Annotated in this window: 16 protein-coding genes; 13 read left to right on the top strand and 3 right to left on the bottom strand. The window is 52.6% G+C overall.

Going from position 1 to position 16,545, the window contains the following annotated elements; all coding sequences use genetic code 11:
* Positions 1–18: 18 nt before the first annotated feature.
* From ispC to FKCLFG_RS08325, 10 genes are all read left to right on the top strand, one after another.
* Complete coding sequence (gene ispC / locus FKCLFG_RS08370; protein WP_472615823.1) at positions 19–1,191, top strand: 1-deoxy-D-xylulose-5-phosphate reductoisomerase; 1,173 nt, start codon at positions 19–21, stop codon at positions 1,189–1,191.
* The gene (gene rseP, locus FKCLFG_RS08365; RefSeq protein ID WP_472615747.1) at positions 1,188–2,555 is read left to right on the top strand and encodes an RIP metalloprotease RseP; all 1,368 of its coding nucleotides are present in this window, start codon (positions 1,188–1,190) and stop codon (positions 2,553–2,555) included. Before ispC ends, rseP begins: the two co-directional genes overlap by 4 nt.
* A gap of 62 nt (positions 2,556–2,617) precedes the next feature.
* Complete coding sequence (gene bamA / locus FKCLFG_RS08360; RefSeq protein WP_472615746.1) at positions 2,618–4,960, top strand: outer membrane protein assembly factor BamA; 2,343 nt, start codon at positions 2,618–2,620, stop codon at positions 4,958–4,960.
* Positions 4,961–5,021: 61 nt separating this feature from the next.
* A complete protein-coding gene (locus tag FKCLFG_RS08355; protein WP_472615745.1) occupies positions 5,022–5,537 on the top strand; it encodes an OmpH/Skp family outer membrane protein in 516 nt (171 codons plus the stop codon).
* A gap of 18 nt (positions 5,538–5,555) precedes the next feature.
* On the top strand, positions 5,556–6,626 hold the full coding sequence (lpxD, locus tag FKCLFG_RS08350; protein WP_472615744.1) for a UDP-3-O-(3-hydroxymyristoyl)glucosamine N-acyltransferase: 1,071 nt from the start codon (positions 5,556–5,558) through the stop codon (positions 6,624–6,626).
* On the top strand, positions 6,623–7,093 hold the full coding sequence (gene fabZ, locus FKCLFG_RS08345; RefSeq protein WP_472615743.1) for a 3-hydroxyacyl-ACP dehydratase FabZ: 471 nt from the start codon (positions 6,623–6,625) through the stop codon (positions 7,091–7,093). The genes lpxD and fabZ overlap by 4 nt, the downstream gene beginning before the upstream one ends.
* A complete protein-coding gene (gene lpxA / locus FKCLFG_RS08340; protein WP_472615742.1) occupies positions 7,093–7,881 on the top strand; it encodes an acyl-ACP--UDP-N-acetylglucosamine O-acyltransferase in 789 nt (262 codons plus the stop codon). The genes fabZ and lpxA overlap by 1 nt, the downstream gene beginning before the upstream one ends.
* Positions 7,865–9,046 carry a lipid-A-disaccharide synthase gene (gene lpxB, locus FKCLFG_RS08335; RefSeq protein ID WP_472615741.1) on the top strand — a complete coding sequence of 394 codons (1,182 nt, stop codon included), beginning with the start codon at positions 7,865–7,867 and terminating at the stop codon, positions 9,044–9,046. Before lpxA ends, lpxB begins: the two co-directional genes overlap by 17 nt.
* A gap of 168 nt (positions 9,047–9,214) precedes the next feature.
* On the top strand, positions 9,215–9,781 hold the full coding sequence (gene rnhB / locus FKCLFG_RS08330; RefSeq protein ID WP_472615822.1) for a ribonuclease HII: 567 nt from the start codon (positions 9,215–9,217) through the stop codon (positions 9,779–9,781).
* Positions 9,778–10,560, top strand: coding sequence for a TrmH family RNA methyltransferase (locus FKCLFG_RS08325; RefSeq protein WP_472615740.1), 783 nt, complete (start codon positions 9,778–9,780; stop codon positions 10,558–10,560). The genes rnhB and FKCLFG_RS08325 overlap by 4 nt, the downstream gene beginning before the upstream one ends.
* Positions 10,561–10,783: 223 nt before the next feature.
* Here the strand turns inward: FKCLFG_RS08325 and ppsR are convergent, their stop codons facing one another.
* On the bottom strand, positions 10,784–11,632 hold the full coding sequence (gene ppsR, locus FKCLFG_RS08320) for a posphoenolpyruvate synthetase regulatory kinase/phosphorylase PpsR (protein WP_472615739.1): 849 nt from the start codon (positions 11,630–11,632) through the stop codon (positions 10,784–10,786).
* A gap of 174 nt (positions 11,633–11,806) precedes the next feature.
* On the opposite strand from ppsR, the gene ppsA reads away from it, so the two are divergent.
* Entirely contained in the window at positions 11,807–14,233 is a 2,427-nt protein-coding gene (gene ppsA, locus FKCLFG_RS08315) for a phosphoenolpyruvate synthase (RefSeq protein ID WP_472615738.1), read from the top strand.
* A gap of 478 nt (positions 14,234–14,711) precedes the next feature.
* Here ppsA and smpB read toward each other — a convergent pair whose 3' ends face one another.
* Positions 14,712–15,161: an SsrA-binding protein SmpB gene (smpB, locus tag FKCLFG_RS08310; RefSeq protein WP_472615737.1), complete on the bottom strand. Its 450-nt coding sequence runs from the start codon at positions 15,159–15,161 to the stop codon at positions 14,712–14,714.
* 63 nt (positions 15,162–15,224) lie between these two features.
* Between smpB and FKCLFG_RS08305 the strand changes: the two genes are divergently transcribed.
* Positions 15,225–15,662: a type II toxin-antitoxin system RatA family toxin gene (locus tag FKCLFG_RS08305; RefSeq protein WP_472615736.1), complete on the top strand. Its 438-nt coding sequence runs from the start codon at positions 15,225–15,227 to the stop codon at positions 15,660–15,662.
* Positions 15,655–15,978, top strand: a complete 324-nt coding sequence (locus FKCLFG_RS08300) for an RnfH family protein (protein ID WP_472615735.1) — start codon at positions 15,655–15,657, stop codon at positions 15,976–15,978. Before FKCLFG_RS08305 ends, FKCLFG_RS08300 begins: the two co-directional genes overlap by 8 nt.
* 18 nt (positions 15,979–15,996) lie before the next feature.
* Here FKCLFG_RS08300 and FKCLFG_RS08295 read toward each other — a convergent pair whose 3' ends face one another.
* Positions 15,997–16,527, bottom strand: a complete 531-nt coding sequence (locus FKCLFG_RS08295) for a DUF4124 domain-containing protein (protein WP_472615734.1) — start codon at positions 16,525–16,527, stop codon at positions 15,997–15,999.
* Positions 16,528–16,545 lie beyond the last annotated feature (18 nt).

Genomic DNA, 16,545 nt, shown 5'->3' with positions numbered 1-16,545 from the left:
GGTGTTGGAATAGAAATTATGCAAAGAATTACCATTCTCGGTTCTACCGGTTCCATTGGCGTATCAACACTGGATGTGGTTGCACGGCATCCTGATCGTTACTCTATACATGCGTTGACCGCGCATACCAGTGTTGATGCACTGTGCCGGCAGTGTGAACAATTCAAACCGCGCATAGCAGTGGTCGGGTCTGCGCAGGCGGCACAAATTTTATCGCAACAGCTACGGCAAAAAAATCTAAAAACGCAGGTCGAATTTGGACCCGACGCGCTGGCAGCGGTATCTTCCGATCTAGACTGTGATGTTGTCATGGCAGCAATCGTGGGTGCTGCCGGTTTGGTGCCTACAATGGCAGCAGCCCGGGCTGGTAAAAAAATACTGCTGGCAAATAAGGAAGCCTTGGTGATGGCTGGCCAGCTCTTCATGGATGCGGTGCAACTGAATGGAGCCACACTGCTGCCGATTGACAGCGAGCATAATGCGATTTTCCAATGCCTTCCGAAGAATTATCTTCGCGGACAATCCAGGCAGGGCGTTGCCAAGATATTGCTAACAGCATCTGGCGGCCCATTTTTGAATCGGCCTGTCGAGACACTGGATGTCGTGACGCCAGCAGAAGCCGTTGCGCATCCAAAGTGGATCATGGGCAGGAAAATTTCGGTTGATTCAGCTACGATGATGAACAAGGGACTGGAAGTGATCGAAGCGCACTGGCTGTTTGGCGCCTCAGCCGATCAGATCGAGGTAGTAATTCATCCGCAAAGCGTGGTTCACTCCATGGTTTCATACGTCGATGGCTCTGTCCTCGCACAGTTAGGTAATCCCGACATGCGCACGCCCATTGCACATGCTCTTGCTTACCCAGAGCGTATTTCGTCCGGCGTGGTGCCTCTCGATCTGACTAGTATCGGACAGCTGGAATTCAAAAAACCGGATTTCAATCGGTTTCCCTGCCTCAGACTGGCGTTTGACGCTTTGCATGCAGGCGGTTCGGCACCGGCAATTTTGAACGCAGCCAATGAAGTTGCGGTCCAGGGGTTTTTGGATGGGCGTACCGGATTTCGTATGATAGACCAACTGATTGCGCGCGTAATGGATGCATTGCCACACATTCAGGTGGACAGCATCGAAGGTTTGCTGGAGCAGGATCTCGAGGCTCGCAGAATCGCCAGCGGCTACATGAACTCATGAACTTACTACAAACGCTGATTGCTTTTGTTTTTGCCCTTGGGATACTTGTCATCTTCCATGAGCTAGGACATTTTGTGGTTGCCCGCCTGTGCGGGGTTAAAGTGCTGCGTTTTTCAGTCGGAATGGGCAAAGTGATTTTTTCGCGCCGGTTCGGTGCAGATCAAACCGAATGGGTGATTTCAGCACTGCCTCTTGGCGGCTACGTGAAAATGCTGGATGCTCGGGAGCAGAACTTGGATACATTGGCTCCCAAGGATAAGCAGCGCGAATTCACCCGCCAAAATGTCTGGAAGCGCATTGCCATCGTTGCAGCCGGACCCATTGCCAACTTTATTCTTGCCATACTGTTATTCGCTTCACTCTATACATATGGCATTCCAGAGCCTGTTGCCAACATTCGGGTTGTTCCCGAGCAATCGGTCGCATACAAGGCCGGTTTGCGCGGCGGAGAGCGTGTCACGGCAGTCAATGGTGAGGCAATAGAGTTATGGTCTGACTTGCGCTGGAGAATAGTGCAGTTAGCTATCGATAAGAGCGCCGCCAAGCTCGACGTTAGTTCGGCCGACCCGGTAGATCCAAAAGGAACGCTGTTAAGCACCATTACAGTGCCTTTGGATAGTTTGACGCCGGAGGATCTGGAAGGTGATTTTTTAGGCGGACTAGGTATTTCGCTTGCAATGCCGCCTGCCGTTTTGGGAAAAATTATGCCTGATGGTCCTGCCATGCAAGACGGACTGCAAGAGGGAGATTTAATCCTGGCCGTCGATGGAAAACCTGTAGTCGATGGATTGGCTTTAATAGATATGTTGCGCAATTCTGCCAATAAGTCACTGAAGTTGACGGGCCAAAGAGCCGGGCGCGATTTCGCTGCAACCGTTACCCCGGAAGGGCAAGCGCAAGGCGGCCGGATCATTGGCAAGATCAAGGCAGAAATTTCCATGATCCCAGCCATGATCACCGTGCGCTCGACACCGATTGATGCAATTATCAAGGGCGTCAACCGCACTTGGGACACTAGCGTACTGTCGCTCAAAATGCTCGGAAAGATGTTGGTGGGCGAGGTTTCCTTGAAAAACATCACTGGTCCGATCACCATCGCCGACTATGCAGGTCAGACAGCACGCATTGGCATTGTTAGCTATATCAGTTTTATCGCATTCATCAGCATCAGCCTGGGTGTGATGAATTTGCTACCGATCCCGGTGTTGGACGGTGGACTTTTGTTGTATTATTTCGTGGAAGTTTTTACCGGACGCCCTGTTTCTGCACGTTTTGGTGAAATTGCCCAACGGGCCGGGATGGGTATTTTGATGACATTGATGCTTGTCGCTGTCTTCAATGATATCGTGCGCCTTATTTCCTGAGTTGATGATGATCTTGCCTAATGGGCACTCGCAAAACAAAAAGTATTCATAATCGGTACCCAATGAAATTATATTCTGAGCGTTTTTCCATTCCTGTTTTTCGCCGAAATCTACTCGCTATTGCTGTTTTTTCCCTGTGTGCCGGACAAGCGCTGGCGATTGAACCGTTTAAGGTGAAAGATATACGCGTAGAAGGAATACAGCGTACTGAGGCCGGCACTGTGTTTAGTTATCTTCCGGTGCGTGTTGGCGAAACCTTCACCGATGAAAAAAGTGTAACCGCGATCAAGTCTCTGTATGCAACCGGTTTCTTCAAGGATGTTCGGATTGAAGTCGATGGCGATGTGCTGGTCGTCATGGTAGAAGAACGCCCTGCGATTGCCAGCGTGGAGTTCTCTGGCACCAAGGAGTTCGACAAGGAAATGCTGACCAAGGCGTTGAAAGAAATTGGCCTGGGCGAATCACGCATTTTCGACAAGGCTTTAGTGGACCGAGCCGAACAGGAATTAAAACGCCAATATCTTGCCAGGGGTTTATATGGGGTTCAAATTACCTCTACGGTCACACCGATCGAGCGTAATCGGGTAACGGTCAATTTTGCAGTGGAAGAAGGCAATATTACCCACATCAAACAGATCAATTTTGTTGGTAACAAAGCGTTTAGCGACAGCGAATTATCTGATCTGTTAAACCTGACAACGCCAGGCTGGTTTACCTGGTACACCAAAGCTGATCAATATTCGAAACAAAAACTGGCAGGCGACATTGAAGCGCTAAAATCCTTTTATCTGAATCGCGGTTATATTGAGATGCAGGTGGAGTCGACGCAAGTCTCGATCACGCCTGATAAAAAAGATATCTTCATTACCATCAATGTCAACGAAGGGGAAAAGTACACCGTCTCCGACGTCAAGATAGAGGGTCAGATGTTTGGCCGCGAAGCGGAATTTGCTTCCCTACTGACCTTGAAAAAAGGCGATGTTTATTCAGGCGAAAAACTGACGGCAAGCACTGCAAAAATATCGGAACGCATGGGTAACTTCGGCTACGCTTTCGCTAACGTCAATGCCAATCCGCAAATCAATCGGGAGAAAAAAGAAGTCGCGCTGACGATTCTTCTGGACCCTGGTAAGCGCGTCTATGTTCGGCGCATTAATCTTGCCGGCAATACAAAGACGCGCGACGAGGTGATACGACGCGAATTCCGGCAATTTGAGGATGCTTGGTATGACGGCACCAAAATCCGGCTTTCACGGGACCGGGTGGATCGTCTTGGCTACTTTAAAGAAGTGAATATTGAAACACCAGAAGTGCCCGGCAGCACAGATCAGGTCGATGTCAACATGGCGGTAGTAGAAAAGCCGACCGGTAACTTGCTATTGGGTGCCGGTTATTCCAGTAGCGAGAAGCTGACGCTAACAGGTTCCATTCAGCAAGCCAATGCCTTTGGTACCGGCAATACGATAGGGCTGGATGTCAATACCAGCAAACGCAATCGCACGGTAGCATTGTCACAAACCGACCCGTACTTCACTAAGGATGGTATCAGTCGCAGCTATGAACTGTTTTATCGGACAACCCGCCCGGCTGAAACCTATACATACGACTACAAAGTGGTAACCTCGGGCGGCAGTATACGATTCGGCGTGCCATTCTCTGAATTGGACACAGTATTTTTCGGCATCGGTGCTGAACAAACAGCAGTTGAAACTTTTGCCAGCAGTCCGGACAGATGGCAAGAATTTGTCAAAGATAACGGTAGTGCATCCGGTATAGGAAAAGCCAGCACAACGTCATTTCCATTAACCGCTGCATGGCAACGCGACGGGCGCGACAGTGCGATTGCTCCCAACAAAGGCCGCTATCAACGTGCCAACCTGGAGTTGTCTGCGATCGGCACACTAGGGTATTACCGTGCGGTATATCAGGATCAATATTTCCTGCCGATTACCAGTACCATGACGCTGGCTTTGAATGGCGAAGTCGATTACGGTCGTGGGTTAGGCGGCAAGAAGTATCCGATATTCAAAAATTTCTATGCCGGTGGTATCGGATCGGTGCGCGGCTATGAAGGCTCCTCATTGGGTGTCGGAACCAATATTGATCGCGTAACCGGCGAATCCCTGGGCGGCTCGACCCGCTTGATTGCGAATGCCGAGCTGCAATTTCCATTTCCCGGTTCTGGAAAAGATCGGACTTTGCGCTGGTTTACCTTTTTTGATGCAGGCAATGTGTTTGCAGAAGGGCAGAAGATCCGTGCTACGGATTTGCGCACATCGGTCGGTATCGGCTTGAGCTGGATATCGCCGATTGGCCCACTGAAATTAAGTTATGGCAAACCTATAAATGCCACGTCTACGGATCGGAAGCAGAACTTCCAATTCCAACTGGGTACCGGGTTTTAATCGGGTTTTAACTTATACGACTTAAATATTATGACGGCCCTGGTCGTTTGACTCTTGGAGAATGCACTTGAAGTTTCTAACTACATCATCATCAAAAATCGTTGCCGCTGTATTGCTATGCCTGGCCGTAAATGTGCATGCGCAGGAATCCAAGATCGGCTTGATCAATTCCCAGCGCGTGATGCGCGAATCGGCCCCGGCCAAGGCGGCTGAAGCAAAAATCGAACAGGAATTTTCAAAACGCCAGAAAGAATTGCTCGATTCTTCCAGCCGCATCAAAACTCTGGCAGAAAAACTCGACAAGGATTCGGCGGTAATTTCCGAATCAGACCGGATCCGGCGTCAGCGTGAACTAAGCGACATGGACCAAGACTTTCAGCGCAAGCAACGTGCATTCAGCGAAGATTTGAATCTGCGCCGCAATGAAGAAATTGCTATCGTAGTTGAACGTGCCAACAAGGCAATCAAGCAGGTTGCCGAATCTGAAAAATACGACATCATTTTCCAAGATGCTGCGTACTTCAATCCGCGTATCGATGTCACTGAAAAAGTGCTGAAGATCCTCAACAAGAAGTAATTTCATGAAAAAACCACTATGAGCATTCGACTTGGTGCATTGGTCGAACGCTTGGGTGGGCAATTGATGGGCGATCCGAACACGGAAGTGTTCGGCATTGCGCCTTTGGATGACGCAAACGCGTCGCACATCACATTTCTCTCTAATCCCAAGCTTCGGACACAGGCGGCGCACACGCAAGCGGCCGCCATTATTCTATCGGCTTCAAATGCCGCGGCAATCGGCCCCGAGTATCAGGGCGCGCGGATTGTGGTGGACAATCCCTATGCGTATTTTGCCAGGGCGGCGCAATGGTTCGCGGCGGAAAACGCGCATCCGCGGGCAGCCGGCATCAATGCGACTGCGCATGTGGATGCCAGCGCCACGATTGCGGCCACCGCATTCATCGGCCCGCATGTGACGATCGAAGCAGGGGCTCAGATTGCCGACCACGCGGTGATTGATGCCGGCTGTTTTATTGGACGCGACGCCAAAATCGGTGCCGGTACCCATTTTTTTGCGCATGTGACATTCCATTCCGGATGTGAAATCGGGCAGCGCGGCATTCTCCATTCCGGCGCCGTGATCGGCACTGACGGCTTTGGTTTTGCCAATGAAGGCGGAGCGTGGATCAAGATTCCGCAGACTGGTCGTGTGATCATCGGCGACGATGTCGACATCGGCGCCAATACCTGCATCGATCGTGGTGCCCTGACGGACACCATCATAGAAGACGGCGTCAAGCTGGATAACCAGATCCAGATCGGCCACAACTGCCATATTGGCGCGCACACGGCGATGGCGGGTTGCGTCGGCGTGGCCGGCAGCGCCACAATTGGTAAATATTGCACTTTTGGCGGCGCTGCAATGGTGCTTGGTCACCTGAGCATCGCCGACAACGTGCATATTTCTTCCGCCAGCATGGTATCGCGCTCGATCCGGGAAGCAGGCCAGTACACCGGCTTTTATCCGCTGGCCAAGAATGCCGACTGGGAAAAATCCGCCGCCATCGTGCGCAACCTGACATCAATGCGGGAAAAAATCCGTAATCTGGAAAAAACCGTGCAATTGCTTACAAAATCGCTTACAGACAAGAGTCAAGAATCATGAAAACCCTAGATATCAACCAAATCAAACAATATCTGCCGCACCGCTACCCGATGTTGCTAGTCGATCGCGTGCTGGACTGGGAGGCAGGCAAACGCATTACTGCGATCAAGAACGTCACGGCCAATGAAGAGTTTTTCAATGGCCATTTCCCGAACAAACCGGTGATGCCGGGTGTGTTGATGATCGAGGCGATGGCCCAGACTGCAGCGATTTTGTCGTTTCTGACCATGGATATGAAGCCGGATGCAGACACCATCGTGTATTTTCTCGGCATCGATGGCGCGCGTTTCAAGCGGCCGGTGGAGCCTGGTGACCAACTCAGGATGGAGGTTGAAATCCTGCGTGTGGCGCGCGGCATCTGGAAATATTCTGCCAGGGCAACAGTGGATGGCCAGCTTGCGGTCGAGGGCGAACTGATGTGCACCATGCGCAGCGCTGTCGATGCGAGCAAGGCTGCGGGAAAATAATGGCGGAGATTCATTCCACTGCACTGGTTGATACCAAGGCGCAACTGGATAGTTCCGTCGAGGTCGGGCCGTATTCGGTCATCGGTCCGAACGTCAGCATCGCCGCTGGCACCAAAATCGGCCCGCATGTCGTCATCGATGGCCATACCAGCATCGGGCGCGACAATGTTTTTTTCCAGTTCGCCTCGATCGGTGCGGCGCCCCAGGACAAGAAATATGCAGGGGAGCCGACCCGGCTGGAAATCGGCGATCGCAATACGATTCGTGAATTCTGCACGCTCAACCGCGGCACCGCGCAGGATGCCGGCGTCACCCGGCTTGGCAATGACAACTGGATCATGGCTTACGTCCATATTGCGCATGACTGCCAGTTGGGCAATGACATCATTCTGGCCAATAACGCGACGCTGGCCGGACATGTGCACCTGGGCGATTGGGTGTTTCTCGGTGGCTTTACGACCGTGCATCAGTTTTGCCGTATCGGCGCGCATGCGATGACCGCGTTTACCGCAGCAGTCAGCCAGGATGTGCCGCCGTTCGTGACTGCCGCCGGCAATCGTGCGGTGCCGGCCGGAATCAATAGCGAAGGCCTCAAGCGGCGCGGCTTCAGCAGCGAGCAGATTATGGCAATCAAGCGCGGTTATAGATTGATCTACCGCGCCGGATTGCCACTCGACGCGGCCCAGTCTGCGCTGCTGGAAGAAGAATCGAAATCCCCGCAAGCCGCGCAATACTTGCGTTTGATGCGTGAATTTATTGCCTCGTCCTCCCGTGGCATCATCCGCTAAAGCCATCATTAAGACCGCCATTAACACCACCATAGCGATGGTAGCCGGCGAGAGTTCCGGCGATCTGCTGGCGAGCCGCTTGCTATCGGGCCTGCGGGTGCATCTGCCGCAAGCCCGCATGCACGGCATCGGCGGCGTCAAAATGGCCGAGCAGGGCTTTGTCAGCGATTGGCCGATGGAGAAACTGACGGTGCGCGGCCTGTTTGAAGTGATCCCGCGCTACCGCGAGATCAAGTCGATCCAGAACACTTTGCGCGATCAGTTGTTGGCTGAAAAACCGGCGGTTTTCATCGGCGTCGATTATCCAGGCTTCAATCTCGGTCTGGAAATGCAGTTAAAGCGCGCCGGCATACCGACCGTGCATTTCATCGGCCCGCAAATCTGGGCCTGGCGGGGCGGACGCATCAAGAAAATCGCCAAAGCGGTATCGCACATGCTGGTAGTGTTTCCATTCGAGGAAGCCATTTATCGCAAGGCGGGTATCCCGGTTACCTACGTCGGCCATCCGCTGGCGGAAGTGATTCCGTTGCTGCCGGATGTGGCGGCAGCAAGGGCTGCGTTGCATTTGCCATTGGCTGCAAAGGTGGTGGCGATTTTGCCTGGAAGCCGCATCTCGGAATTGAAATACAACACCGAAGCTTTTATCGGTGCGGCAAAATTGCTGGCCCAGCGCGAGCCCGGCTTGCGCTTCGTGGTGCCGATGGCAGGCGCGCAGCAGCGCGATTATTTTGTGCAATTGCTGGCGCAAGCCGGCTTGGCCGACGTTCCGCTGCAATTGGTCGATGGTCAGTCGCATACCGTGCTGGCGGCGGCCGATACAGTGCTGGTGGCTTCCGGCACCGCTTCGCTTGAAGTCGCGCTGTTCAAGAAGCCAATGGTCATCGCGTACCGGATGATGCGCGCTTCCTGGGAAATCATGCGCCACATGGGATATCAGCCTTGGATCGGGTTGCCGAATATCCTGGCGCGGGAATTCCTGGTGCCTGAACTATTGCAGGATGCCGCCACGCCGCAAGCTCTGGCCGATGCGCTCTGGCAGCAATTGACCGATGTCAGCCTGCAAGCGTCCTTGCAGCAACGTTTTACCGAGATGCATCATGCGTTGTTGCGCAATACCGCCAAGGAAAGCGCACAGGCTGTCTTACAAGTGATGAACGCTGGGTAATGATTAATACACCGTACTGTAATTTTCAATACCGCAATTAATATATGCGGAATTAGCTGTGTTTTTTGCCATACTCCATATTTTATTATTTTCGTTAAATTTTTTAAAGTGATCTGCGTGCAAAAATTGGAACAATTCCTGTTGTCGATTGAACTTGACAACACGTTGATGTGTGGTGTCGATGAAGCAGGGCGAGGACCGCTGGCGGGTCCGGTATTCGCCGCCGCCGTCATTCTCGATCCGACTAGACCGATTGAAGGCTTGCGCGATTCGAAAAAACTGACCGCTGCGCGGCGCGAGGTGCTGGCGCTCCAGATCAGACAGCGCGCGCTGGCCTGGTCGATTGCCCAGTGCTCCGAGGAAGAAATCGATCGCCTGAATATTTTGCAAGCCACGATGCTGGCGATGCGCCGTGCGGTCGAAGGGCTTTCCACCCAGCCGACGCTGGCGCTGATCGATGGCAATCGCTGTCCTGTGGTGACCATGCATTGTGAAGCGATTATCAAAGGCGACGACAAGGTGCCGGCTATTTCGGCCGCCTCAATTCTGGCCAAAACTGCGCGCGATGCCGCATTGCTCACACTGCATCAGCAATTTCCGCAATACGCCTTTGACCAGCACAAAGGCTATCCGACTGCCTTGCATTTGGCCCGTTTGCGCGAACATGGCGTGTCGCCGGTGCATCGCAAATCGTATGCGCCGGTGCGCGCATTGCTCGTAGTGGGGCAGCCATGAAACCGATTTCTTCGCGCGACAATCCGCTCTACAAAGAAATCAAACAGCTGGCGACCAGTTCGCAAGCCCGGCGCAAGTCGCAGCGCACATTGCTCGATGGCGTCCATTTGTGCGAAGTTTATCTTGACCAGGTCGGAGCGCCTCCGTTGTGCATCGTCAGCGATAGTGCAGCGTCGCAACACGAAGTCACGCCGATCCTGCAGCGCTGCGAAGAAAGCGGCGCGCAATGTATTGTGCTGCCGGATGCCCTGTTCAAAGCCATCAGTCAGGTCGAACATGGCATTGGCCTGCTGTTCGTGGTCGATACGCCGGCACATGACGCGTCATTGCGTTTGTCCGGCAATGCGGTGCTGCTGGACCGGTTGCAGGATCCGGGCAATCTGGGCTCGATTTTGCGTAGCGCCGCCGCGGCAGGAATCACAGATGTCTTTTGCAGCCCCGGCACCGCCTTCGCCTGGTCGCCCAAAGTATTACGGGCAGGCATGGGTGCGCACTTTCACCTGCGTATCGCGGAAGAGGTCGATTTGGTGCAGTTATTGCAATCTGCAAGCATACCGGTGCTGGCGACAAGTTCCCATGCAGAAGCCACCATTTACGATATCGATTTACAGCAACCTGTAGCGTGGCTGTTCGGTCACGAAGGGCAGGGAATTTCCGATCAACTGATGACACTGACCACGCACCAGGTCGGGATTCCGCATCTGGGCCAGATGGAATCCCTGAATGTGGCGGCCAGTGCGGCAGTCTGCTTTTTTGAGCAAGTCAGGCAAAGACGCTAGCTTTCAGTAGTGCAGGCACGGAGGCCTGCACTACTGAAAACAACAGTATTTTGCGTCAGTTCTATATTCCTCACTGATGTTACGCACGGTGCAAGATATGAAAAGCATTGTCCACGAAAGACACGAAAGAATGCATAACCACTCACTTCGACTACGACAGAGAAGTTTTTTCGTGTCTTTCGTGCTTTTCGTGGACTGGGTTTTTGTGCATAACATCAATTCCTCAGTACACCCGTTTTTCTAGTTTGAGTTCCTGCAAAATCGTGCTGGAGATCTCTTCTATCGATTTTGTGGTGGAGGACAACCAATGTATTCCCTCTCGCTTCATCATCGCTTCTGCCTCGTTGACCTCAAAGCGGCAGTTTTCCAGGGCTGCATACTTGCTGCCAGGGAGACGCTCGTTGCGGATTATGCACAAGCGTTCCGGCGTAATGCTCAGGCCAAAAATCTTGGATTTATACTTCAGCAAGGCCGAAGGCATTTTGCCACGCTCAAAGTCTTCCGGTATCAGCGGATAGTTCGCCGACTTGATGCCGTATTGCATCGCCAGAAACAGGCTGGTCGGGGTTTTTCCCGAGCGCGATACGCCGACCAGGATCACATCGGCGGCAGACAAGTTCTTGTGCGACTGACCGTCATCATGGATCAGCGAAAAATTGATCGCTTCGATACGGTTTTTGTATGCTTCTGAATTGGCAATGTCCTGACCACGACCGATGGTGTGGGTCGATTTGATTCCCAGTTCCTGTTCCAGCGGGCCAACGAAGGTCTGGATCAGGTCCATATACATGCATTTGGTATTGCGAATGATCTTGGAGAGGTCTTCCTTGACCAGTGTAGAGAAAATGATCGGGCGCATGCCCTCCTGTTCAAAGTTTTCATTGATTTTGGCCGCAGCGTAATGCGCCTTGTCCAGGTCGTCAATGAAGGGCAGGCGCACTTGCTTGAAGCGCAGATTGAACTGTGTCAGCACTGCATGGCCGAAAGCCTCGGCAGTAATGCCGGTACCATCAGAGACGAAAAACACGGTGCGATCGAATGCTGTAGGCGGGATGATCGAGATAGCTGACATGGGGCCTTAAGAGAGTGGTTGTGCTAAAAATAGCATGCCTGCAGATAAAAACTAATCGCAGCATGTAAAATGCTGCACATTAGCTTGCATCAAGTTGCTCTTATAAGAATAACAAAAAGAAGTGATCAATGACGATGCGCACGAAGATTTCTTATCATCAAACTAGAGGTTGTTATGTCCAACGCAGTGCTTACAGGGGTGTCTACGAAGGCCACTTACGTGGCTTCATTTGAAAATTTGCGCATGACGGATGTGGATTCCGTCGGCGGCAAAAATGCATCATTAGGCGAAATGATCAGCCAATTGGCAAACGCAGGAGTGCGTGTGCCGGGCGGTTTTGCCACTACTGCCCAGGCTTTTCGGGATTTCTTGTCATATAGCGCAAATGGCAGCGCGACTTTGGCCGACCGCATTGCGCAGCGTTTGTTTGACTTGAACATCGACGATGTCCGGGCCTTGGCCCAAGCCGGTGCTGAAATCCGCCAGTGGATCATCGATACACCTTTCCAGCCACGGCTTGAAAGTGAAATCAATACTTTTTATGAGCGACTGGTAGCGGATTCTGCAAGCGAAATGTCGTTCGCGGTGCGGTCCTCGGCTACTGCTGAAGATTTACCGGATGCATCTTTTGCCGGTCAGCAGGAAACTTTCTTGAACGTAGTCGGCATCGACAATATTCTCGAAGCAATGAAACATGTGTTCGCTTCGCTGTATAACGACCGCGCTATTTCGTACCGCGTCCACAAGGGTTTCACGCATGCGGAAGTGGCCCTGTCTGCCGGTGTGCAGCGCATGGTGCGTTCCGACCTCGGCGCGGCTGGCGTGATGTTTACGCTCGATACCGAATCGGGCTTCAAGGATGTGGTCTTTATCACCTCCAGCTACGGTCTGGGTGAAACGGTGGTGCAGGGCGCGGTCAATCCGGACGAATTCTACGTCCACAAACCGATGCTGCAACTGGGTAAATCGCCAGTGATTCGCCGCAACATCGGTTCTAAACTGCTGAAAATGGAATTTACCGGCGAAGCCAAGGCTGGGCGCTCGGTGCGGACGGTGGATGTGCCAATCGAACTGCGCAATCGCTATTCGCTGAACGACCAGGAAGTAGTGGAACTGGCCAAATACGCGGTCATCATCGAGAACCATTATCAGCGTCCGATGGATATCGAATGGGGCAAAGATGGTCGTGACGGCAAGTTGTACATCTTGCAGGCACGTCCGGAAACGGTAAAGTCGCAGCAGAAAGCGACCGATGCCCAGCAGCGTTTCAAGCTCAGAAGCACCGGTACGGTATTGGCTAGCGGTCGTGCGATCGGGCAGAAGATCGGTGCCGGTCCGGTGCGCGTGATTCACGATTCAGCCGATATGGAGCGGGTGCAACCCGGCGATGTGCTAGTCACCGACATGACCGATCCCAACTGGGAGCCGGTCATGAAGCGGGCTGCGGCCATCGTTACCAACCGCGGCGGTCGCACCTGTCACGCAGCGATCATTGCGCGCGAACTGGGTGTTCCTGCGGTAGTGGGCTGCGGCAATGCAACCGAATTGCTCAAGGAAGGTACGCTGGTCACTGTATCCTGCGCCGAGGGCGATGAAGGCAAGATTTATGACGGCTTGCTGGAAACCGAAGTCACTGAAGTAGCACGCGGCGAATTGCCGAAATTGCCGCTGAAAATCATGATGAACGTCGGCAATCCACAACTGGCGTTTGATTTTCAATCGATTCCGAATGCCGGTGTCGGTCTGGCGCGTCTTGAGTTCATTATCAACAACAATATCGGCGTCCATCCAAAAGCAATTCTGGAATATCCGAATATCGATGCTGCGTTGAAGAAAGCGGTTGAATCTGTGGCTCGCGGCCACGCTTCGCCGAAAGCCTTTTATGTCGATAAGCTGGCTGAAGGAATCGCCACCATCGCGGCAGCTTTCTGGCCGAAACCGGTGATTGTGCGCATGTCCGACTTCAAGTCGAATGAGTACAAGAAGCTCATCGGCGGCTCGCGTTATGAGCCCGACGAAGAAAATCCAATGCTGGGCTTCCGTGGCGCTGCGCGCTATCTGGCCGACGATTTTGCCGAAGCATTTGAAATGGAATGTCTGGCCATGAAGCGGGTACGTAACGAAATGGGCTTGACCAACGTCGAAATCATGATTCCGTTCGTGCGTACGCTGGGGCAAGCCGAAAAAGTGATCGGCCTGCTGGGCAAGAACGGCCTCAAGCGCGGCCAGGATGGTTTGCGCGTCATCATGATGTGCGAAGTGCCTTCGAACGCGATTCTGGCTGAACAGTTCCTGGAGCACTTTGACGGTTTCTCCATCGGCTCCAACGACCTGACACAGCTGACGCTCGGCCTGGATCGGGATTCCGGCATGGAATTGCTGGCAGCCGATTTCGATGAACGCGATCCTGCCGTGCTGGCTTTGATCTCGCAGGCTATCGCCGCCTGCCGTGCACAAGGCAAATATATCGGGATTTGCGGCCAAGGGCCATCAGACCATCCGGAATTTGCCGAGTGGCTCTTGAAACAGGGCATTGAATCGATTTCGCTCAACCCGGATACGGTAATCGATACCTGGCAAGCGCTGGCCGCACTTAGATAAAAATTTATTGCTGGCAAAAAAAACGCGAGTCGACCAAGTCGATTCGCGTTTTTTTTAGCCTACGATGGTGAGCCTGTTTCCACGGGCCAGCTTATCGCAATGAGAGGTCGCTTATTTCACAATACACAGGAGCATTGGATGCAAAACAGGATGATCTGGTTTGGCATGGAGGGCATCCTCGCCATTGCCAAAACATTCCCCGGCACACTTCAAGCAATAACAGAGTAATCATGCCGGTACGATGTATCGAGGTGCACTATGGGACATCGAACTGATATCCTGATAGACGATTGGCAACCGTGTCTAAAACGGCTGCAATTTCGGTTTTTTATACGGATAGTCAGATGAGCAGTTTTGGTGCGTTTTATCTGTATACGCACATGTATCAAATATATTCCAATAAATTACAGCGGAAAATGCCATGTTTTATTGCATACTCCACTTTAAATTTAAAGCGTATAGAGCGTTGGCTTCATACTTAACGGAAATTCTGTTTCATGATTTGCTGTTGTTCGCGTTGCCAATCGCGTGATTTCTCGGTGTCGCGTTTGTCGTGCAGCTTCTTGCCTTTAGCCAGCCCGATTTCACACTTGACGCGTCCCCGCACGAAATGCAGGTTGATGGGCACCAGAGTGTAGCCGGAGCGTTCGACCTTGCTGACCAGCTTACTGATTTCGGCTGCATGGAGCAGCAACTTGCGCGTACGCAAGGCTTCCGGATGGACATGGGTGGAGGCGCTTAATAGTGCGCTGATATGGGCGCCGAACAAGAAAATCTCGCCATCGCGCACGATCACATAGGCTTCCTTGAGTTGCACCCGTCCGGCGCGTATGGACTTGGCTTCCCAGCCATGCAGGACAACACCGGCCTCGAAGCGCTCCTCGATAAAGTAGTCATGGAAAGCTTTTCTGTTGTCAACTATGGTCATGTGATGGGGCAATAAGGGGAGTCGGTTAGAATTCGTGTAATTTTACCAAACGGTTGAGATTCGATGGCAGTAGTACATAAATCAGTAATTGTAGGTTATAGCGCCGAGCAGATGTTTGCTCTGGTTGACAAGGTGGAAGATTATCCACGCTTCCTGCCATGGTGTGGCGGTGCTGAGGTGCGCGATCGCGCAGCCGACGGGCATGGGCTAGTTGCAACCATCGCCATACATTATCACGGGCTCAAGCAATCCTTCACAACGGAAAATACCAATGTCCGGCCGACATCGATACAAATGCGCTTGCTGGAAGGTCCATTCCGGCAACTGCAGGGTTCCTGGATATTCAAGCCGCTGCGCGAAGATGCCTGCAAGATTGAATTCGACTTGGAATATGAATTTTCCAGCCGGATTCTGGATAAACTCATCGGGCCGGTATTCGGCATGATCGCCAATAGTTTCGTCGAATCATTTTGTAAAAGGGCGGAGACCGCGTATGGATAAGACCATCGGCAATGCGCAGATACAGGTGCAGGTGTGTTACGCCAAACCGGAGATTGCGCTATTGCGCGACGTCAGCGTGCCGCTTGGAAGCACCTTGCAGACTGCAATCGTGCACAGCGGGATACTGCGTGACATGCTGGAAATTGACTTATTGACTTGCCGTGTCGGCATTTACGCCAAACTCAGGACTTTGGAAACGATTCTGCGGGATGGCGACCGGATCGAAATTTATCGGCCGCTAATAGCAGACCCGAAAGAGTCGCGCCGCCGACGCGCCGACAGAAAACTGGGAGCAAATCCCAGCGTACAAGGATGATTTTCCTGTAAGTAACGTTCATTTACATTCGCTGAGAATTTTCTTCGTGTCGCGCAATTCCTGGGCGCGGTTTGCGTCGCTCAGATAATCGCGCTGGCCATCTTTTCCCTGCTGCGAGATGCGTTGACCGGAATCAAGCGCTTTCTGATAAGCACTGACGCGCTCGCAGTTTTTGCTCTTGTCGGCCGCGCGTTGGGCGTTATCGGCTGCTTTCTTGTCTTTTTCAGCCTGCTCCAATCTGCGCTTCTGGAAGTCGGCATTCTTTTCAGCGGTTGTCAGCGGCAGCTTCGTTGTTGCCACAGCCGCCGCATTATCGCTCCCGGCTGAAGCAGCTTCGGGCACAATACCGGAAACAGGTGCCCGATTTGCTGCGCCCGGAGACTTCAATATGTGCCGGCTCGGCACCGTGGCTGGCGGCGGCATGTCGGAATACTGCTTTACGCCTTTATCATCGAGCCATACATGCTGGGCAACAGCATGGAACGACAGGCCAAGTATCAGGCTGGCGATAGTCAATGCGGTGAGGCGTTTGAGATACAAGTGGTTCATTGTTGCCTTGCTGATTCA

This window comes from Gelidimonas denitrificans, from assembly GCF_055694065.1.
Note: the sequence above shows the minus strand (reverse complement) of the source record. Positions and strands in the feature narration are given on the sequence as shown.